Source organism: Fundidesulfovibrio putealis DSM 16056 (assembly GCF_000429325.1).
Taxonomy (GTDB): Bacteria; Desulfobacterota; Desulfovibrionia; order Desulfovibrionales; family Desulfovibrionaceae; genus Fundidesulfovibrio; species Fundidesulfovibrio putealis.
The window spans coordinates 167828-186559 of record NZ_AUBQ01000015.1; the positions used below are offsets into that span (position 1 = coordinate 167828).

At 58.0% G+C, this 18732-nt stretch carries 18 protein-coding genes; 1 reads left to right on the plus strand and 17 read right to left on the minus strand.

Going from position 1 to position 18732, the window contains the following annotated elements; all coding sequences use genetic code 11:
- Positions 1 to 56: 56 nt before the first annotated feature.
- From G453_RS0113285 to trbL, 14 genes are all read right to left on the minus strand, one after another.
- The gene (locus G453_RS0113285) at positions 57 to 1259 is read right to left on the minus strand and encodes a TrbI/VirB10 family protein (protein ID WP_027191459.1); all 1203 of its coding nucleotides are present in this window, start codon (positions 1257 to 1259) and stop codon (positions 57 to 59) included.
- A 2-nt stretch (positions 1260 to 1261) separates the two neighbouring features.
- Positions 1262 to 2374, minus strand: a complete 1113-nt coding sequence (pilV, locus tag G453_RS0113290; protein WP_027191460.1) for a shufflon system plasmid conjugative transfer pilus tip adhesin PilV — start codon at positions 2372 to 2374, stop codon at positions 1262 to 1264.
- Between the two features lie 3 nt (positions 2375 to 2377).
- Positions 2378 to 2806 (minus strand): type IV pilus biogenesis protein PilM, encoded by a 429-nt coding sequence (pilM, locus tag G453_RS0113295; protein WP_027191461.1) that lies wholly within the window; start codon positions 2804 to 2806, stop codon positions 2378 to 2380.
- Positions 2803 to 3828 carry an ATPase, T2SS/T4P/T4SS family gene (locus G453_RS0113300; protein WP_027191462.1) on the minus strand — a complete coding sequence of 342 codons (1026 nt, stop codon included), beginning with the start codon at positions 3826 to 3828 and terminating at the stop codon, positions 2803 to 2805. Before G453_RS0113300 ends, pilM begins: the two co-directional genes overlap by 4 nt.
- Before the next feature lie 2 nt (positions 3829 to 3830).
- Positions 3831 to 4304, minus strand: coding sequence for a type 4 pilus major pilin (locus G453_RS0113305; RefSeq protein ID WP_027191463.1), 474 nt, complete (start codon positions 4302 to 4304; stop codon positions 3831 to 3833).
- Positions 4304 to 5371, minus strand: coding sequence for a type II secretion system F family protein (locus G453_RS0113310; RefSeq protein WP_027191464.1), 1068 nt, complete (start codon positions 5369 to 5371; stop codon positions 4304 to 4306). The genes G453_RS0113305 and G453_RS0113310 overlap by 1 nt, the downstream gene beginning before the upstream one ends.
- Entirely contained in the window at positions 5368 to 6906 is a 1539-nt protein-coding gene (locus G453_RS0113315) for an ATPase, T2SS/T4P/T4SS family (RefSeq protein WP_027191465.1), read from the minus strand. Before G453_RS0113315 ends, G453_RS0113310 begins: the two co-directional genes overlap by 4 nt.
- Positions 6897 to 7556, minus strand: a complete 660-nt coding sequence (pilP, locus tag G453_RS0113320; protein WP_027191466.1) for a type IV pilus biogenesis protein PilP — start codon at positions 7554 to 7556, stop codon at positions 6897 to 6899. Before pilP ends, G453_RS0113315 begins: the two co-directional genes overlap by 10 nt.
- Positions 7540 to 8796 (minus strand): type 4b pilus protein PilO2, encoded by a 1257-nt coding sequence (gene pilO2, locus G453_RS0113325; protein WP_027191467.1) that lies wholly within the window; start codon positions 8794 to 8796, stop codon positions 7540 to 7542. Before pilO2 ends, pilP begins: the two co-directional genes overlap by 17 nt.
- Positions 8797 to 10419, minus strand: coding sequence for a pilus assembly protein (locus G453_RS0113330; RefSeq protein WP_043645724.1), 1623 nt, complete (start codon positions 10417 to 10419; stop codon positions 8797 to 8799).
- Position 10420: 1 nt separating this feature from the next.
- Positions 10421 to 11728, minus strand: coding sequence for a TcpQ domain-containing protein (locus G453_RS0113335; RefSeq protein WP_027191469.1), 1308 nt, complete (start codon positions 11726 to 11728; stop codon positions 10421 to 10423).
- Between the two features lie 8 nt (positions 11729 to 11736).
- Entirely contained in the window at positions 11737 to 12699 is a 963-nt protein-coding gene (trbG, locus tag G453_RS0113340) for a P-type conjugative transfer protein TrbG (protein WP_156920918.1), read from the minus strand.
- 8 nt (positions 12700 to 12707) lie between these two features.
- Entirely contained in the window at positions 12708 to 13427 is a 720-nt protein-coding gene (locus G453_RS0113345; protein WP_051272407.1) for a type IV secretion system protein, read from the minus strand.
- Between the two features lie 100 nt (positions 13428 to 13527).
- A complete protein-coding gene (gene trbL / locus G453_RS0113350; RefSeq protein WP_043645726.1) occupies positions 13528 to 14763 on the minus strand; it encodes a P-type conjugative transfer protein TrbL in 1236 nt (411 codons plus the stop codon).
- Here trbL and G453_RS28460 point away from each other — a divergent pair.
- The gene (locus G453_RS28460; protein ID WP_169725337.1) at positions 14747 to 15187 is read left to right on the plus strand and encodes a hypothetical protein; all 441 of its coding nucleotides are present in this window, start codon (positions 14747 to 14749) and stop codon (positions 15185 to 15187) included. The genes trbL and G453_RS28460 overlap by 17 nt on opposite strands.
- A gap of 11 nt (positions 15188 to 15198) precedes the next feature.
- Here the strand turns inward: G453_RS28460 and G453_RS28615 are convergent, their stop codons facing one another.
- Genes G453_RS28615 through trbD form a run of 3 tightly spaced genes read right to left on the minus strand, consistent with a single transcriptional unit; the run spans position 15199 to position 18694 of the window.
- A complete protein-coding gene (locus G453_RS28615) occupies positions 15199 to 16053 on the minus strand; it encodes a hypothetical protein (protein WP_051272408.1) in 855 nt (284 codons plus the stop codon).
- Positions 16050 to 18464, minus strand: coding sequence for a VirB4 family type IV secretion/conjugal transfer ATPase (locus tag G453_RS0113360; RefSeq protein WP_027191473.1), 2415 nt, complete (start codon positions 18462 to 18464; stop codon positions 16050 to 16052). The genes G453_RS28615 and G453_RS0113360 overlap by 4 nt, the downstream gene beginning before the upstream one ends.
- Positions 18464 to 18694 carry a conjugal transfer protein TrbD gene (trbD, locus tag G453_RS0113365; RefSeq protein WP_051272409.1) on the minus strand — a complete coding sequence of 77 codons (231 nt, stop codon included), beginning with the start codon at positions 18692 to 18694 and terminating at the stop codon, positions 18464 to 18466. The genes G453_RS0113360 and trbD overlap by 1 nt, the downstream gene beginning before the upstream one ends.
- Positions 18695 to 18732 lie beyond the last annotated feature (38 nt).

Below are 18732 nucleotides of genomic sequence, written 5' to 3' on the forward strand. Positions count from 1 at the left end.
TCCTTGTTTCCGTTGTTGTTTGCTATCTTGCTTTCTTGTTTTTGTTCTTACGTGCTTTAGTTCTCGCGATAGGGCTCCCGGAAAACCAGGTCTTTGGTAACGACGACGTTGAAACGGTATCCGGGCCGGATTTCGAGCGTGGGCTTGATGTTCATGCCCTTGGAGAGGACTTGGGCCGTCGTCTGGCCCAACTGAGCGGCCAGGGAGGAAGCCATCTGCTGCTGGAGTGAAGGGGAAGCGTTGCTGGTGACGCCGGTGTTTGGCGTCACGGAATCCACGGCCCAGGATGTGCCGCCGGTGATGAGGGACATCAACAGGGCGTTGCCGAAGATGCGGAAGTAGTGATTGTTTACCTCGTCGTTGAATCCGCTGTATCCAGCGGCATCGGTCCCCGGCATGGATTCGAGAGTGATGGCCGAGCCGTCGGGAAAGATAATCCTGTTCCAGGCCACCAGCACACGGGACTGGCCATAGATGATTCTGGAATCGTAGACGCCGTAGAGCTTGGAGCCCTGAGGGATGAGCAGGTAACGGCCATCGGCTGTGTCGTAGACGTTCTGGCTTACCAGGGCGACGAGCTGGCCAGGGAGGTCGGAGTTGATGCCCCCGATCATCGCGGATGGGATGATCGATCCCGTTTTGACCTCGAAAGGATGCCCAGCCATGCGGATGCTGGAGGACAGCCATTGACGGTCCGAAGTTTTGGAACGCTCGAGGAAGCCTTCCTTGTCTTTGTCAGCCGCAGGGTTGTAATCCCCCTGGGCTGCGCCCGAAAGACCAGGGCGATCAGCGGAGGCATTGGAAGAACGAGTTTCGCCACTCTGGGCAGCGACTTGCACCACGCCGGTCTTGTCCGGCGCGTTATCCTTCTCCTTCCCTTTGCGGACAGTCAGAGGCGAAGAAAGAGCAGCCATGGCAGCCTGATGTTTCTGTCTCCTCAGGTCTTCTCTTTCGCGACGCAGCTCAGGCGGTTCACTGCTCGTGACCACGACGATCTGCGGCTGCTCGTCCTTCTTCTGCTCCACAGGGGCGGGAGGGGGAGGCGTCGCCAATCCCATGCCGCCAGCATCGCTCACCAAAGGCTTGTCGTCGCGCGTGATGACCGCCGGTTTAGCCTTATCCTCCTTCTTGCCCTTGTCAGAGAAGTGGAGGGAGTAGACCAGAGCCCCAATCACCACCATGATGGCGGCAGCGCCTGCAATGAGCGGCCACTTCCGCATTCTCTCTGTTTGCACGAGTACATTCGGATCGTTCGACATCTTCAGCTTCCTTTGGCGCAAGTGGTACAGACGATGATGCGGCCATAGTCCGACATGGGATTGACCCAGCCCAGGGTGTCGTCAGTGGTCAAAAGCCGTAGATTCACCCGCCATTGCGTCGGATTGAGGCTGGTGGCCCAGGCCTGGAACGCCGTCAGCGGGGGAGCTTCGGCTCCGGCGGCGGAGATGGAGGGCGCAACGAAAATCTCAGGAACGGTATTGGTACCTGGAGGGCAGACAGGTTTCTCAATGACATCGCCATCCCTGGCCAGGGTGGCGGTTTTGAACAGAGTGCTGTTGCCGGTGTCGGCCAGGACTTCCATCTTGCCGTTGCGGCAGATGTAGAGCCCCTGGTTGGCATCGAGGAAAACCCTTCCTTCCACGGAAGCATCGCAGGTTTCGGAGCCAAAAGTCCGGGGGGTGAACTGGATTTCCTGGACGTTGCGGATGGCATGGTCCGTCATGTCCAGTTCCGTCTGCATAGCGTTGAGTTCAGGATGCCCAGGTACCGACACGCGGTAGAGGAAATCCTGACCAAGGCTTGAGCTGTCGAAGGTGGCCAGCGCCCCGAGGTGGCCAGCACCTGGGGATGCGACTCCCACGCTGGCCAGGTCGAGAACCCAGCCGCCGAAGGCACCGCGAAGCGTCCCGGAAGCTTGCCCAGGGATATCCCCCGTGGGTATGAACCCTCCTGAACCGCCAGCCATGGCGGCAGCAGAGGGTACGATGGCCGTGCCGAATTTGGGCTTGCTGACATCGTGGCCAAGGCCACCCGTGGTGAGGATCACGGCCTGAAGGGCATTCGATGACGGTTGGCGGAAATGGATCTGATACGTCTGACCCCAGACGTTGTTTCCTTGGAAGCCCACCTGGAGGAAACTCTCAGCGACAAGAGGAGCCGTATCGATCGCAGGCCCGCTGGTTGCCGTTGTCTGGCCCAGCAAATTCGTCTGGTGCTTGCGCACATAAGCGGCTGTTGCCCGGCTTACCTGGCCAAGCTGGTCCGCAGCCTGACGCTTCTCCAGCTCGTTGGAGCCCATCACCCAGAGGTTGGCCAGGGACGGCAGCAGTATGAACATGACCGCCATCGCGGCGACTACTTCAATGAGCTTCATGGATTAATTCACCCCCACCACGCTGACGAGGCTTCCTTCGGGAACGAAAGCAGGCAAGGGAGTCGTCCCCCCGTGTCCGGGTTCCAGTTTGCCGCCGTCGGCCCGGCCAACTGCCTGGCTCCCCCAGAAGAGGGTGCGCGTGGCCTCGATTTCCCCGGATGAGGCCGGACCCCAAACGTAGAGGCAACCAGCCTCGATACGGGCCTTCCAGGGCCGCATCATCGTCCAGCCAGTGGGAAGGTTCAGAGAAGAAGAGGCAATGTCTCCAGGCGTCTTGTGACCATTGAAAACGTAGAGATAGACCTCGTTGCGGAAAACGCCGTAGTTCACCGCGATTGCCTGAGCCTGCTGTTCGTCTATGGAGTCCATGCTGACAAACCGCATCATGGCCATGACGCCCATGAGGAATGCGAGTACGATAAGGGCCTTCATACCGCCTTGAGCCCCTTGTCCACGAACAGATTGCGTTGCTGGCGCATGTCGTCGCCCAAGGTATGAAGCTGATTGTCCCGAAGCTTCGCCCTGATTCCTTTCATGCGGGTGGAGGCATCAGTGGACTGCCCATCGTAAGGGAAGGGCAACAGAAGGAACTGAGGTACTTTCTGCAATCTCTCCTCGCATTCCAAATCCTGGAAGATGATGCCCAGAAGGGAGTTGGCCAGGTTCTCGCAGGCATTGGCTCCATCAATCTCCTGAGCCCAGTTGATGAGGCGCTCCAGCGCCGCCAGCACGTCAAAACCGTGGATGGTAGCCACCACGAGTTGCTGGCGGGAGCCGAGCGCCACACGCAGGGATTCGATGGCCGCGTACTTCGTGTGAATCTCCCCGATGAAGATCACGTTCGGGCTGGCATAGAGGTGAGCCCGTTCAATGTGGGCGGCCAGCTCATGCTCTCCATGGATTTCCGTCTGGAAGCAGTAGCCGTGTTCCCCCCAGCTTCCGCCCAGAGGCAGTTCAGCCGGATTCTCGAAAGTTACCCCGTGGCCGCCAAACAATTTGAGCCTGGCGGACACCAGGGCGCTGGCCGTGGTCGTCTTGCCGCTGGCCTGTGCACCGGCGACGAGGATCAGGCCGTGACGCTGCCTCGGCATGAGCAGCCATTCACACAGGAACTGAGGGAGCCCCAGACACCAAAGGTCTGGGACTTCGGCGGGAAGACGGCGCAGAAACCAGGTCCGGCCACCGTCAACGTCCTGGAAGTCCGCAACCCGATAATGCACGCCGCCGTGCTGAAAGCGGATCGTGGTGCGGCTGACCCGCATGCCGGATGTCGGGTCGAGTTGTCTCATGGACAAAAAGGCATCCATGAGCTTCTTGGGCAGATCACTGATTTCCGTCATGCATTCGCCGGGCAGTGAAACAAGCTGTTGTCCGGTATCCGGGCATCCCTTGAGTTTCGCGGACCCGTCCGGGAGAATGAGAAGGTCGGAGAACGTCAGGTCCGACAACACCATGATTACCTCGCCGTGAAGGTGATCGTGTTCGTTACCGAGGCACACGCAGCCACGATGTCGGCGACTGTCCCCCCCGTCACGTCCGTGCCGTTGACGTTCACCGACAACCACGCGTCCGTCTGGAACTTGGCCAGCTTGGTGCACTCATCCTGGGGAATGGAGGTCAAGGTAATCGAAAAGGCGGACGTGCCATTGACTGGCGCAAGAGTGATATCGCCGCCGAAGGAATTTCTAAGGCTGGAGCCTTTGATAAAGGGCTTGGGAACCAACCCCGCTTGGAGTGCCAGAGCATTATCCAGACCGGTATAGTCGGAGCTGCCGGAGAACATCTGCTGAACCTGCATCCGCAGGGTGATGAGGTTCTGTTCCGTCTCGCCCAGCTTGGACGAGCTGAAGGCGGAATTAAGGCCGAGCGCGGCCCCGGCCAGGATGATCAGTCCAACCAGAATGGCACCAAGGGTTTCAAGAAGCGTCATCAGAATCCTCCAGAAGGCAGAAGTTGAGATTGCATCGAGCCGATGGCAGCCGCGATGAGGCTGACCAAGCCGGTCAAAGCGATTATTGCCGCGATGTTGAGCACCCGTGCCTGCTGCTTCACGAGTTCCACGCCATCGTTCATCCATTCGGCTGCAAGTTCGTGCATTCTGAGATGAAAGCCGGGCAGGGAAGCGTACACACGCAGATCGTCGACCATTTCTGAGTCGGGAAATTCCATCCCGCAGTCGTGGAGGGCTTCGCCGAAGTTCTTGCCGGTACCCGTCTCCAGGGCGATGGCCAGGATGCGTTCCCGAAGATACGCAGGGATGTGATCGGAATTGAGCATGTTCTCCAGGATATGCGTCAGCTGCATGCCCGAGCGCATGAGTGTGGAGACGGTGAACAACCACACGCAGCCCACGGTCAGCCTGTAGATGGACCACGGGGGCAGGTTTTCCATCAGAAGCCGGAATCTTCCGGTCCAGACCGGCAGGGTCAGGAGCGATGCGGCCAGAGCGCCCAGGAGGACCAGAAGGGCCACTACCCCCATGGGGGAGGTCACAAACGAGGTCGTCTTGTACAGGATCGCCGCCGCGCCGTGCCATGAAGATGGGTCCGAAAGCATGGCGAATTTTGGCATCACCACGATGGACACAACCAGAAGCAGCACCACGATCATGGCCGACAAGAAGGCCGGATACGCCAAGGCGGAAGTCACAGCCCGCAGGATGGACTGTCTGGCGGTCAGCAGACTGGCCGCCAGTTCAAGACCTTCGGACAACTTGCCGGAACGTTGGCCGGAGCTTATGAGCATGACCTCTTCCGGTGTGGCGTATCCCGTCAGGCAGGCCCCCAGGTTATGCCCGAGGCCAAGGTACTCGAGTATCTGAGAATAGACCTTGGCGGTGTGCGAACGCCGCAGAGACGCCCGATGCTGCATCTGGCGCAGACTTTGATCCAGGTTGAGCCCGTGGCGGGTTTGAGCCGCCAGCTTCTTCCAGGTCCGCATACGCACGGACGCATTGAAGCTCAGGCGGTGCATGAAGTTGGACAATATCCCCATCATGACCGCCCTCCCTGCATGAAGACCTGAGTGAAGTTGAGAGGCACTCCCAGGCGTTCTTCTGCGATGTAAGGGTCCACCAGCCCAGCCTTGATCAGATTGACGGCATGCTGGACGTAGCTTTCACCTCCCTTTTCCTTGACCCAGTATTCATGGGCTCGGGGAATGTTGCCCTCGCGCAGGTAGCCCAGCATTTCCTGATCCGTGGCAATGATCTCCGCCGCCACAGTCTGTCCGACCAGCCCTCGTTTGCTGCATTCGTCGCAACCTTCGCCACGGACGTAGACGCCCTCGCGGTCGTCAAGAACGCGGCTAAGGCGGTCTTGAACATCCTCGGGAACGTAATTGCTCCTCTCCTCCGGTTTCAGATCAAGCAGACGAACCTTGCACGTGGGACACAACACCGGAATGAGGCGCTGGTATTCCAGTCCGGCAAGTACGTTGTGGTCGCAAAGCTGCTCCAACGGGTTTCGGAAATGCGTGGCCAGGGTACTGACCATGCGCGCGATGATGCCGAAGGCGTTGTTGGCGTGGATTGTCGCCCACACCGCATGGCCGGTGAGCGCCGCGTCGATGGCGGCTATGGCCGCTTCAGTATAGCGGATTTCTCCGATCATCAGCACGTCAGGATCGGAGCGCATGGCACCCGCGATGGCATCGCGGTAAGCGTCTGCGCGCCTCACCTTGTCGTTGCTCGAAATCAGCACCTGGCGCACGCCTTTGAGCGGATACTCGGGCGGGTCCTCGATCGAGAAGTACGCCTTCTCCGGGTTCCGTTCGACCTGGGCCTCCATGACATGCTTGAGCAGGGTGGATTTCCCATGTCCGGTGGGGCCTGAGATGATGGTCAACCCGGTGCGCCGGGTTAAGTACTGGGCGGTGTTGCACTGTTCGGCAGTGAACCCGAGCCTGGTCATGCGCTCGGTCAGAGTTCCCGTGGCCGAGGTGGAGTCGTAAAGCAGTCGCAGGGACATGGACGTACCCACGCCGTCCTGAGCCAGGGTGCACTCCACCGGTTCGCTGTGCACACGCACTGAATGCACCTGGGGAGGCAGATAGTCCCGTTTGGCTATCCGACCGTCCTGGCGCTCCGAGGGGCTGAAACAGGTGTCTGCGGACAGACTGAAATACCCGTAGAGACAGGAGATGACCAAACGACCGAAATCGCCATCAAGCTGGGTGTAATCCGTCAGCATGCCGAGAATTCGGAACCGGATCATGGAGTAGGGGCCGAAGTCGATGATATGGATGTCAGTCGCCCCTGACAGGTAGGCCTTCATCAGCAGATCGATGGCGAACTGCTGGACTTCGTTGTCTCCCTGACCGGTACGAGAAGCCAAGTTGGCGTATTTCCCATCAAATTCCTGCGGGGGATGAAATTCGTAGGTCACGATGCCGCGCCGCCGCATGTTGCCGACGAAGGACACCATTTCCAGGTTGCCCCGCAGCTCGGCGCTCATGTGCAGCATGCCATCCAACAAGGCGACCCGGCCTCGCATGGACTCCGGTACGCCCTCAACAAAGGTGTTCAGTTCCATGACACCTCCTGCTCGAAAGCCAGGATCGTGGATGTGTGGCCACGGCGGATGGAAACCCCCCGTCGATCGATAGCGCTGACCACTCCACCGGAGAAACGATCTCCGGGCCGCAGGGATACCAGCTGCCCCGAGCCCAGCCGGACAGTCGCGGTGGATCGTCCATCCACGCCCTGAATGGAGACCACCACCGGGGAAGCATCTTTGGCCTTCGGAACCAGAGTGGACTTGGGCAACTCTGGCAAAGCGATGGCCTGCGGCTGTACAGGAGCCGCCTTGGGTTGAATTTTTTCGCGCTCCTGCGCGATTGCGGCCTGGATGCGCATTTCTTCGAGCTGCGCCCGGAGGGTGGTGATCACGCCCAGGTTTCCGGCCACAGGAATGTGAGGTTCAGCCTTGGGAACCGTCTCGCCTTGGGCATTGGCCGTCGAAGTCTCGGGATGCCTGACTTGCGTCTCTTGAGACGACGGAGTTGGAATGTCCTTGCCGGGCTTGACGGTGGGCGTTTTGGGAGCCTTTGAGGACTGCGGTATGGGAGGCGGCGGAGGGGACATCCACTGACTCACAGCCAGCGATCCCATGTAAATCAGGGATACAGCCGCAAAAACACCGCCCACGACCCAGAAGATACGTTTGTTATCGAGGAATCGCATAGATAGCCCCTTTGAACGTCCAGGAGCCTTTCTCCTGGACCATGCTGTCCAACATGAGCCCTGGCATTTTGGTGAACGCCTCGGGCAAAGACCCATCCAGAACAATTGCTGCTGGCACGTCGTTGAGTTCCCATTGGCCGCGAAACCAGGGACACACCACTTCCACGTCCTCGATGACCATCTTCTCCTGTGCATGGAACGTCAGCTTGAGGCGGGCTCCCATCGCCTGGGTGCAAGCGTAGAGAAGCTTCGTGCAGTACTCGCGCGGGAGCAGGGAGGGCGTTCCTTGGAGGCGGGAAACTTTGGGGACCGGAACGCGGGAGATGGCCTTTTGCGGGTTCTCAAGGCGCGCTCCAAGGGGCAGATGGGTATAATCCGCCCCAGGGCGATGCCCCCAGGACGCGTTGACGGCCTGGCCGTCAAAGGTCGCTCCTTCCAGGACCCAGCCGCTGGCCACCATGGGCAAGGACAGCATGGTCTTGAGTCCTGTCTGGATGGTTTCCCTCAAGTCAGGTGCGGCAACCCAAGGCCGCTGAAAGTGCTGCTCGGGGTTGGCCAGGATTTCCCGACGGCGCTGTTCCTTGTCGAGCATGGCCGCACGGGTGGCTTCCACGGCCTTCTTTCCGGCCTGGTGCTCCAGGAAAAGCTTCAGGCCATAGACTCCGGCCAGCAGCAGAAGGACAGTGACGGTCGCGACAATCCGGTTGCGCTGTTGAGCCGGAACAGGGTGCAGGGGGATCAGGGAACCCCCGCTCCTGCTCGGCAGCGCGAACAGAATTGATGGTACGAGGGGGGAAAGCCATTTGAGACTTTCCTCGACAGTTTCACAGGTCACGGATTCCTCGAAATCCGTATCCAGCAGGCCGCGCAGGGATTGAATCGAAGCTTCGGCGTCTTCGCGTGTCGCGAAGACCTGGTCGCCCATGCCCACCACGATCGACTGGGACATGGCGAACACCCACCAGAATTGGCCCTCGGCATCCTCCAGGCAGAACAGCCCCACGAACGAGGGGGATGCAACCTGTATCGAGGAGGCCAAGGCGCGCACGCCCCGCCAGGCCTGGAAGTCGCCATGGCTCGCGCCGAGGGCGTATTGACGCTGCCGGAAAGCAACCATGTCCAGGGAAGGGTCTTCTTTCCGGGCAGTCCGCCTCAGTTCCGGTATGCCCAACTTCAGGTTGTTCAGATTCCACTGGAGGCCGACAGCCCAGTTCCTATTATGGAGTGAGACGCGGCGCATTTAAACCTCGGCTGATTCCACCTGGATGGTGATCACCAGCAGCGTTCTGCCGTACTGGGCCTTCCTCGCGGTGGTCGGTATGCCGATGGACGTGTTTGAATCACGCGACTCCTTCTCGAATCCGCACAGCACCAACGTCTGCCCCATCTTCATCGTGGAACGTTGGGAGAAGGCGCGCGTTGAAGTCTGCGGCAATTGAATCGTGATGTCCGAGGTCTTGATCTCGCTCATCTCTTCGAGAGCTGAGAGATTGATATTGTACTGAAGGATCACCCGGCGTTGATCCAGGATGTGCGGGATCACGGTCATGCTGAAACCGGTAGTGACCTCGCCGGGAGTCAGTTCCGTTGTCTGGTTGAAATTGGTCGTGGAGGTTCCCGCGCTGGCCAGATAGGCGCGACGCTCGATCGCCATGACCGGCACCGGCTGATTGCTCATCACGAGCCCGCCTGCCGACGTGACCTGAGACGCCTTTCCCCATTGGCGTAGTGCCTTAAGCATGGCCCCCGAGCCCTTGAGCTTGCCGGAGACGATGGTGGCCGCAGCCGTGTTGACGCTCCCGATGTTGGCCAGGTTGCCTGCCACCACGGAGATGTCCTTGTCCTCGAAAAGAGCCTGGAGGTTGAAGCCGACATCCGTGTTGTCGGAGATGTTCAAAGCCCAGACCTGGACCGTAAGGGCCACCTGGCGGGAGATGCGGCTGTTCAACTCTTCAATGTAGGAAGCCACGCGCCGCAGAGAGTCAGGCGTATCTCGAACGGTGATCGTACCCGCAGCCTGGTTGCTGACCACAGCGCCCTTGGGAGAGATCAGCGCCTTCACTTCCTTTTCCGTGTCCGCCCAGATGTCGAAGGACAGGCTGGTTCCGGTGGATTGAGCTGTCTGCGAAGAGGTGTCCGCCGTAGAGACCGTCTGGTTCACCCGTGATCCGCCGATGCTGGACGCGGCGGATTCCTTGGATTTGTTCGTCAACTTGTTTTCGTACGTGACCTTTCCGGGAGCGCCCAGCAGGGTGAACGTCTTGACCATCATCCGCGCGAAAAGAATGTTTCCGCTGTTGGAGTCGTAATCCCAGCCGTAACCGGAGATCATGGCCACCTGATCGAGCAGACCCCGCAAGGTTCCTTCGTATGAGATCGTCAGCTGCCTGCCATCGCTTTTCGTGCCTCCCGAACCACCTGCGGAACCCCCTGGAACAGCCAGGAGGGCTTCCAGTTCCATGTTGACGCCAGGGGACGAACCGGGGGCGGCAGGAGCGGAAGGCGCTGAATGTCCCTGGTCCGAACTTGATGCTGTAGGAACGCTCTTTTTCCCCGGTTCGTCCGGGTCGGAAGCAACCTGGACCGGCAGCGATACAAGTTCGCTGATTGAGGCCGCAATCGCGGGCAGTGATCCCGTGCGCCGAAGCGTCACATGCTTGTTCAGGATAGGGTTGGCGCTGGCACGGAGCGGCATGGCCTTCGCCCCCAGGTACGGTTCCGGCGTCACATCCACGGTGCGAGCCCGGCTTTGTTCGCGGAACTTCTCGCCCTGTTGCTCTACGGAATCCACCTGAGTGCTCTTCTTGGCGCATCCACCGGCTGCGAGAACCAGAATGAGCAACAACAAAATACATCTCGACATTCTAATCCTCCGCAACTTCAACAACATTGTTTCCTTGGTACACAGTCACTCGCAGTGGGTTTCCTCCGCGATGCAGGCCAGAAAAAAGCTGCTTTATGGCTCCGACGAAATCCCCGTCGAACTTGGCTCTGGCCTCAAGTTCAAAATCATGCTTCGCCTTCCAGACCAGCTGGTATTGAGCCTTGATCGCCCAGGAATCGAGCTGCGAATGGAGGCTGCCAGGTTCAATGATCCAGCTCGGAGCTGGAACTGCCGAGGGGGCTGCATCGGAATTCCCTTGAGAGGGAGCCAGTTCCGCAAGGGCCTCCTGGACAGGTGATGCCGGAGCAACTGGAACGGCAGGGGCTGAGGCAGGGACAGGATTCCCCGCTGAAACCGGCGTGGGGTCCACGGGTTTCGCGGCGGCAGGGCTTGCTTCGGTTGGCTTGGCCACAGGCGTGGGAGCCAGAACCGGAGTCGGAAGAGCAACTGGGGTCGGTGCGGGGGCTGGCCTTGTGGATGCCAGCGGCTTGGACGGGCGGTCCCCGGAGGACGCCGGAGGGACAGCCTGTGCCGTGGCGGGAGAGGCAGGCCCACGCAGGGACACCATCCGCCCGGCCTCAAGGACGGTATCCGGCTTCACATTGTTCAGGCGGCAGAACTCCGCCACCGGCACCTTGTTGCGCTTTGCGATCCGCGCCGCCGTGCTCTTGCTGCGAACCGGCACCCCGGCATCATGCGCCGGGACAGTGGGAGGTTCTGAGCCTGGCTTTGCACCAGGCCCAGAACCTTTCATCAACCTGTCTGGATGGACCTGAACCTGGGAAGGCGTGGGAACCGTCGGCTCATCCAGCAGGGGGAGGGACTCCAAAGGGAAAGATGTTGAAGACTTCACGGAGGGAGCATCGATTCTGGGCGACAGGCTTCCCATGGTCAGGGGACGAACCGTGCCGAAGGAATCACCGTCGGAAGTCCTGACCTGGAGGTAACAAGTGGGCGAGGTTTCATCGCGGATGACGTCCAGGGTATAGCCGACCCTGATCCCAGCCGGAGAGTCAGGAGGAGAGATCAGGAAGCCTTGAGCCCGCAGAGTAGTGTCCAGTTCCTGGCCGAAGGTGTTTTTCGTTTTGGCCAGGGTCAGGGTCGTGCGCCCCGGAGGATAACGGCGGGCCAGTTCCTCAGCTGCCATGGTGGCCAGGGATTGGGCGTCTCCTGGGTACGTGTCGCTCACCCCGTCGTATGTGGGCATGCCGCCGTTATCCACATGGCGGGTCTGCATGACGCAGCCCTGGAGCTGCATGGCCAGGAGCAGGAGAAGTATGTATCGCATCGCCAGCCTCACTTCTTGCGGATGGTAATGCGTTGCTGCTTGCTGCCGACGCCCGAGATGAGAAACGCCTCCTGGAACACGCCATCCACGATCATGGCCATGTTCTTCAGCCGGAAGTTCGCCATCGTATCCTGGCCACCGTTGCGCACGAGAAGAACAGGGGCATCACCGGATTGGACCGAAGGTGGGAGCTTGATGAACATCTGACGACCGTCGTCGAAGACCTGGATTGGCTTCCAGGGAGCATCCCCCTTGATTTCATAACTGAAGTTCAGTTGGCTCAGATCCTTTGGCTCACCATCCGCATCCACTGTCTTCCACTGCTTATCCTTGGTCTCCTTGGCGTCCTTCTCTTTAAGCCGGATGGCGTTGTCTTCGGGGTAGAGAAAGCCGACACGGGGCGTGTGGCCGGTGCGTTGGCTGACCAGCTTCAGGATGTAGGCCCGGCGGTCCGTGGTGATGATCGCGTTGGTGACAAGACCGGCATCCATGGGTTTGATCAGGACATGGGCGGTGTTTCCCGACTTGACCACCTCGCAAACCCAGCGCGCCGAGTCGCCGACCACAACTTCATTCAACGATTCGCCCGGTTGGAGCTCAACCACGGAAATGAGGCTTGGAGCGCAGATGACCGTCGGGGAAGAGGCTCCATATGGGAACATGAGCTTGCCGTTGGCCTGGATGGGCGTAGCTCCAGAAGTTTCCCAGTCTTGGGCCATTTTCACGGCTTGGCGTTCCCTTGCGTTCAGTGGCACGTCGGGGTTGAGATAGTCCGCCTGGCGGAGTTGCTCGGTGGATTTTCCCTTGCCTGTCGTCCGCTGGCTGACCGAGGCATCCATCTGGTACTCCTCGGGAACCATCATGGTTTTTGCGGGCTTTCCTTTCTCGTCAGCGCGCGGCTGCTCCGCAGCCCAAAGAGGTTGCCCCAGGAGGAGGGTCACGAACACCGCCACGAACAATCGTTTCAACATGCTGCTTCCTACTTTTTGGGAGTTGATGCGGGTTCCATCACGCTGGAACTGGACAAGCCCGTCACGTAAACGCCCCCAGGGTTCCGAAGAATTTGCGCGTCCGTGGTGGGAGGCTGGATTTGGATCGTCAGGGTCGCTTGGTAGCCCTCACTGGCGACCTGGACGCCAGAGTGGTTTCGCGTGACTTCGGTCCACTCAACCCGCCAGGAGTCTGCGCTGACCTGCGCGGGCAGGCTCTTGATGTTGACCTGGACGAGTTTGTCTTTGGCCCGCTCATAAGGGTTGTTGGTTTCGTACCACTGGCGCATCTGTCCCTTGGCAGCGCCGATGGCGAAATACGACAGTCGCTCGATGAACCTCTTCTGGAGGTCCAGGTCGGCAGTCACGGAGCGCCACTGCGTGACGAAGGTGGCCAGCTCCGCCTGGACGACTCTTGTTGGCGTCGGCGAAGCCACGGAGGCCCGCTCGACGGCAGCGACCCGACCGAGCTGATCCACCTCAACGACATAGGGCACAACTTTGGATTGAGTGGCCTGGACCACGTTGCCCATGACCGAGATGCCGGTGATCCCAAGGGCAATGAAAGCCGCCATGCGCCACTGCCTGGCGCGCTGGATGTAACTGCCATAGCGCTCTAGCCATTCCTCACGGCCACGCACATAGGAGAACTTCTCCGCTGAGGCTGACAGCTCACCGGCATCTGGTTTCGACTTTGATTTCAACAGCATTCAGCCATTCTCCTTACTCACGGCGCTCCCTCTATTCCTTTTGCTTTCGTGCTTTCTGGTTTTCATTTCTTCTGGTTTTCATCTTTCCACAGAGCTGCGGCTACGCTTGGCCATTTCCGCCCCCATCCTTGCCGCCGGGACTGGAGCCATCACCGGGCAGGCCCAGATTGCGCATCTTCATTTCCTGAAGGCGTGAACTCATTGCGGCCCCAAAGCGTTCACCATGAGACAGATTCCCGCTCTCGGTCTTGGCCTGCTTATGGGCTTGCCAGAGCGATCCCGCGATGTGGCGGGCCTTCCCCAGGCCCGTGGCTCCGTCCATGGAGGCGATCTGAGCGGCCTTTCTGGTGGCGTCGATCCCGCTAGCAGCACCAATAGCTCCCGACGCGGCTCCAACCATTCCCCCGAGCGTGGCTCCTGCTGCGCCTGCGACTGCTGACGAAAGACTTGATCCGGGCGTAGTGTGGGAGCCGTTCACGATGCCTGCCACCATGGAGGGAACATTCTGGGCTATCGCGTAAATAATGATTGCCGTAGCGATGTAGATGAATCCTTCAGCAAGTCCCGGTGAAGCAGAAGACTGTACTTGCGCTTGCAAGTCTTTAAACATCTGGAGTCCAAGGCTCATCACAAGCTGCATGGCGTACAGTTTGACGGCAACAGAAAGGACATACCTCATGACATTGATCGCGTATTCTTTCATAAACTCAGCGCCGCCGAGCCCGAGAAGGACTATTGCGGCGCTGACAGCAATGTAAGATTCACATTTTATCAATATGACTTGTGCTGTTAACAGTGAAAAAACAATCAAGATGATAATTGAACATATTCCTATGAGAAGTATTGGGCCAAGGTTGAATCCATTGTCGTACGATGCCTTTGATATCAATCCGTTTTCTCCGTTAATGGTGTTCCATAGTGACTTCACGACATCCAGTCCGGCCTTCAAAGGTTCCGCAGTGTCATACTGGCTTGCTCCGGCTGTGCCTGCTAGTTCACTGAGTCCGTCGATAACGCTTTTGGTCCAGGGAACGTAGTTCACAATGACGGCTGCCACGAGGCCGCAAAACAGCATTGAAACAATAAATTGACTTAGAAGATCAGCAATACTTGTCCTGTTCAAAGCTGCCTTGACGCCAAACATAACAACTGTTAGTGTTACACACAGACTAAATAGCTTTAGCGCAGCGTTTTGAAGGGTATTGTTCCAGGTTGTTGCGAGTGTTTGTACTTTGGTAACAATTCCCGTGAGTGCATCTGTGCTCTGTGCAAATGACTCTCCTGGGAGCATCACAACAGCAAAAAGGGGTATCAACGCCATGAATAAAAAGTACATTATGTATTTCATCTGGGTTTGCGTTCTCACTTCATTTACTACCAAGCTGGCTTTTGCGCTCGATGAGCATCCACGCAAAGACGAGTTCAAGGTCATTCGAGAAATGTGTGAAGCTCCATGGGATAATGCTGAATATTTCAAAAAACGTTTTCCTGAGGCATTCGCCGAGGCAACTAAATGTAAAAAATACATGTGCTCGGGAGTTGAAACGCCATCTATTGACTACATCACGGACAGAAGTGGAGCGTTTGATGTGACTCTTTGCAAATCTGTGATTATTGCTGCAAAGCCTGGCGGACTTGAAGAGCAAATGCGTAAGCTTGACAAAGAAGGTTTTGAGGCAATGAAAGCAGGAGACAGAAAAACAGCCAATGAAGTTATAAGTCGGCAGAGGCAATTTAAAAAAGACAATGGTATTGATTAGCATTTTGCACCTCACCACCCAGACGGATCGCGCTGGTTGCTGTTGACGACGGCATCCAGCGCGTTCGTATTGAACATCTTCCCCGTTGCTGCTTTCCACGCTTCCTCATGCATCTGTTTGTCCTTCTCGTCCTTCATGTCTCTTTGGACGGAAGACTGAATAGACACGGCCAGGAGCTGGCGAAGACGCTGCGACTCCCTGAGTTGCATGGTCGCAATCTGGTTTCCTGCTTCCAGGGCTTTCATTTGACCATCAGGGGTCAACAGCAGGTCGTCCAACTGGCTGTCCAGTTCAGCGGCCTTTTGTTCTATTTCTTCAATCTGGCCGCCGGACTCCTGAAACGCGGCTTCTTGGGCCTGTTCAGCTTCTTTTTCGATCTGCTCACGCATCTTGAGGAATGCGGCCTCGGACGCTGCCCGCTCTTCCTCGGTCATGGGTGCGCCATCAGGCTTAGAAGTCTTGAACAGATCTTTAATTGCTCCCCTGTTGGCGTAGGTCGCCTTGAAAATTTGGCTTAGGGCTGACGCATCACCACGTTGCAGGTTCAAACCCTGCGAAAGTGATGAAAGCTGACTGAATGTTCCTTTCATGCTTCCAAGCACAGACATAGGTAGTTTTACGGTGTTTTGAAGCATGTTCTTGTAACGGTCCATATTCTGTTGAACCATCGTTATCTGCTTCTCTGTCTGAGTCATGGCCTCGGACACTTGCTTGTAAACTTGCTGAAGTTTTTCAAGGCTTGTGACTCGTTCCAGTGCTTGTGTGAACATTTGACTGCAATTGGTGCAGGTCACAACCATTGCATTGGAGTCTTTCGCAATGATAAGCGCCAGAGACAACGCAATGAAGAAATAAAGAATTTTCATGCCGCATGTCCTCCGGTTCGTTCTTTGAGCCACTCGTCAGTCCAGTGTTCCCCATGAACAGATTGCAGTTCCTTGATCCTGGAAACGCTTTCTTTGTCACTGACGCCAAGGAAAGAAAGTGACTTCAGTTGCAACGCAAGCTGCATGAGCCTTCTCCCCTTTGGCGTAACAACGTAGTAATCCCGCTTCGGAGTGGCCGAGGCGATGATCTCGATCTGACGGCTGTTGAGGCCCATATTGCGGTACAGCTCCGCCTGCACTTCTTGTCTGGCCGTGATATTGGGCAGAAATGCCTTCGTATGGCAGGACTCGACCAGCACATCCAGGATTCCCGAATTCTTGGCGTCCGAAAGACTTTGCGTCGCCAGTACGACTGAGCAGTTTGCTTTTCGCATTACTTTCAGCCATTCACGGACTTTCGCGCGAAAGACGGCATGCCCGAGCATCAGCCAAGCCTCATCAAGAAGGATCAACGTCGGCTGGCCTTTGAGTGCGCGTTCGATTTCGTGAAAAATGTAGAGCAGGACGGGGATCAGGTTTTTGTCCCCAAGGTTCATCAGCTCCTCAATCTCGAACACCATGAAGCGTTCCATTCCCAGGTTGTCGGTCTCAGCATCGAGGAGTTGGCCCATTGCGCCTTGCCGGGTGTAGTGCAGCAATGCTTCAGCGACACGCGGCTCCTGGAGCATGTTCACGAAGTCCGTCAGGCTGCGCATTTCTCGGGGGTTACTCCGCAGCAAATTCATCGCCCCATGGATCGCCTTTCTGTAGCCAGGCCCGACAGCCAGGCCCTGGAGCTCGACAAGCGTTGCAATCCACTCCTCAGCCCATGCCTGTTCGGAAGGGTCGTCGATGTTTCTCAACGGAGCGAAGGCCAGGTTAGTTCCTCTACCCAGCTCATGATGCGTTCCTCCGACAGCGGCACATAAGGGGAACAACGACATGCCCTTGTCGAAGGCGAAAACCTGCGCGTTCTCATAGCGGCGGAACTGGGCGGCGATCAGTGCCAGGAGCGTGGACTTGCCCGCGCCGATGGGACCAAAGATCAAGGCGTGTCCGACATCGCCAACGTGCAGATTGAACCAGAACGGAGTTGAGCCCTGCGTGGTGCAGACCATCAGTGCTGGAGATTTTGGTGGATAGAACGGACAAGGGCAGTGCTTTTCCCCAACCCAGGCGCTGGAAAGAGGAAGAAGGTCGGCAAGGTTGAGCGTGTTGACCAGCGGGCGGCGAATGTTGGCGAACCAGTTGCCAGGGTGAGTGCCAAGCCATGCATCAACGGCATTGATGGTCTCAATGCGGCAGCCGAACCCCATGGCCAGGAGTTCACGGCGCAGTTCCCTGGCCCACTCATGGAGGAACTCACGGTTTTCGTTGAGCAGGACGATGCACGAAGTCATATAGCCTGCGCCGACATACCCTCCTTGCACTTCCGAGAGAGCCTCCTCGGCATCCTCGACCATGGCTGCCGCATCACGGTTCGCCCTGGCATTGGGATTGTTGAAAAGCTTGTCGAAGAACTTGAAGACCCCTTGTTTCCAGCCTTTCCGAAAGGAATCGATTTCCTTCTGGGCATCGAACTGATCCAGGCAGATGAACCTGGTTGAGAAGCGGTATTGCAGCTGAAGGCCATCCAGGACAGACAGCATGGCTGGCCAGCTTTCCTGGGGCAGTCCGTCAATCCCGACCACAGCGATGGACTGGCTTCCAATCTTTGGAGTCAAACCCCCGATCAAATCTTCCGAGCCAAGCACCGCATCCAGGTACATGGGAGTCTGCGGCACACGAACTGGCTGATCGACACCCGTAGTGCAGAGCTGGAGGTGCGAGAGGAGTTCACTCAGGATGGCCTGTCCGCCTTCTTCTTCGACCGTATACTCTTCGAGTCGGCGCAGTCGGAGAACCGAGGCAAGGGCATCCTCGAACTCAAGAAGGGCGTTCAGAAAAGAATTGTAGGCCCGTTCAAGGCTGGAAGCGCTTCCACCGCCTGTCTTGGTCGCGGAAGAGAGCTTTTCGACTCCAAGATTGGGCTTGAAGGACAGGATGACGACGATCCTGGTGCGGCAAACGTCGCCGTTGAAATAGGCCCGACGCTCCTCGTCTATCAGCTGGGTGACGGGATCGGGGAAATGGCTGTCTTCTCGGGGTGCGTACGCTTGGTATCGGCTGCGGACGGCATCCACATGGAGCATCCAGCCAGAGCCGAGCAGCTTCACGGCATTGTTGAACTGTGCTGAGACGAAGGCCAACTCGTCAGCCGTGCTGGAAGCCGTGTCCTGCCCTTCTGCCGAGAATCCCGCCAGGAATGTGCCGTCCTTGCACAGAACGACGCCTGGTGCGATCAGCGCCGCATAAGGCAACAGATCAGACAGGCCACGCGCGCGGGAGCGGAAGTTGCGCAACTCGAGCATCAGGATTTTCTCCAGATGCCGGACTTGGCCGGGTAGAACAGTTGCTGCTTATGGTGGCGCAGCCAGACGCGGACCATCAGAGGATCGGCTTTGGCCATCCGTCTGGCGACGAGCATTGCGCTGAAGTAGAACAGGACAGCCGTGATGCCCGCCACCCACGTCATGCCGCCGAAGCCCACCACAAAGGAGATCAATCCGATGGACAACGCCAGCTCCCGTTCGGCCCCCATGATGTGGTTATGCCGATGGAGCGATCTACGAATGGGCA

What these genes read in the sequence shown, in the direction of transcription:
- G453_RS0113285 (WP_027191459.1), bottom strand. Translation starts at nt 1,259, where the DNA reads ATGTCGAACGATCCGAATGTACTCGTGCAAACAGAGAGAATGCGGAAG.
- pilV (WP_027191460.1), bottom strand. Translation starts at nt 2,374, where the DNA reads ATGAAGCTCATTGAAGTAGTCGCCGCGATGGCGGTCATGTTCATACTG.
- pilM (WP_027191461.1), bottom strand. Translation starts at nt 2,806, where the DNA reads ATGAAGGCCCTTATCGTACTCGCATTCCTCATGGGCGTCATGGCCATG.
- G453_RS0113300 (WP_027191462.1), bottom strand. Translation starts at nt 3,828, where the DNA reads ATGGTGTTGTCGGACCTGACGTTCTCCGACCTTCTCATTCTCCCGGAC.
- G453_RS0113305 (WP_027191463.1), bottom strand. Translation starts at nt 4,304, where the DNA reads ATGACGCTTCTTGAAACCCTTGGTGCCATTCTGGTTGGACTGATCATC.
- G453_RS0113310 (WP_027191464.1), bottom strand. Translation starts at nt 5,371, where the DNA reads ATGATGGGGATATTGTCCAACTTCATGCACCGCCTGAGCTTCAATGCG.
- G453_RS0113315 (WP_027191465.1), bottom strand. Translation starts at nt 6,906, where the DNA reads ATGGAACTGAACACCTTTGTTGAGGGCGTACCGGAGTCCATGCGAGGC.
- pilP (WP_027191466.1), bottom strand. Translation starts at nt 7,556, where the DNA reads ATGCGATTCCTCGATAACAAACGTATCTTCTGGGTCGTGGGCGGTGTT.
- pilO2 (WP_027191467.1), bottom strand. Translation starts at nt 8,796, where the DNA reads ATGCGCCGCGTCTCACTCCATAATAGGAACTGGGCTGTCGGCCTCCAG.
- G453_RS0113330 (WP_043645724.1), bottom strand. Translation starts at nt 10,419, where the DNA reads ATGTCGAGATGTATTTTGTTGTTGCTCATTCTGGTTCTCGCAGCCGGT.
- G453_RS0113335 (WP_027191469.1), bottom strand. Translation starts at nt 11,728, where the DNA reads ATGCGATACATACTTCTCCTGCTCCTGGCCATGCAGCTCCAGGGCTGC.
- trbG (WP_156920918.1), bottom strand. Translation starts at nt 12,699, where the DNA reads ATGTTGAAACGATTGTTCGTGGCGGTGTTCGTGACCCTCCTCCTGGGG.
- G453_RS0113345 (WP_051272407.1), bottom strand. Translation starts at nt 13,427, where the DNA reads ATGCTGTTGAAATCAAAGTCGAAACCAGATGCCGGTGAGCTGTCAGCC.
- G453_RS28460 (WP_169725337.1), top strand. Translation starts at nt 14,747, where the DNA reads ATGAATAAAAAGTACATTATGTATTTCATCTGGGTTTGCGTTCTCACT.
- trbL (WP_043645726.1), bottom strand. Translation starts at nt 14,763, where the DNA reads ATGTACTTTTTATTCATGGCGTTGATACCCCTTTTTGCTGTTGTGATG.
- G453_RS28615 (WP_051272408.1), bottom strand. Translation starts at nt 16,053, where the DNA reads ATGAAAATTCTTTATTTCTTCATTGCGTTGTCTCTGGCGCTTATCATT.
- G453_RS0113360 (WP_027191473.1), bottom strand. Translation starts at nt 18,464, where the DNA reads ATGCTCGAGTTGCGCAACTTCCGCTCCCGCGCGCGTGGCCTGTCTGAT.
- trbD (WP_051272409.1), bottom strand. Translation starts at nt 18,694, where the DNA reads ATGGGGGCCGAACGGGAGCTGGCGTTGTCCATCGGATTGATCTCCTTT.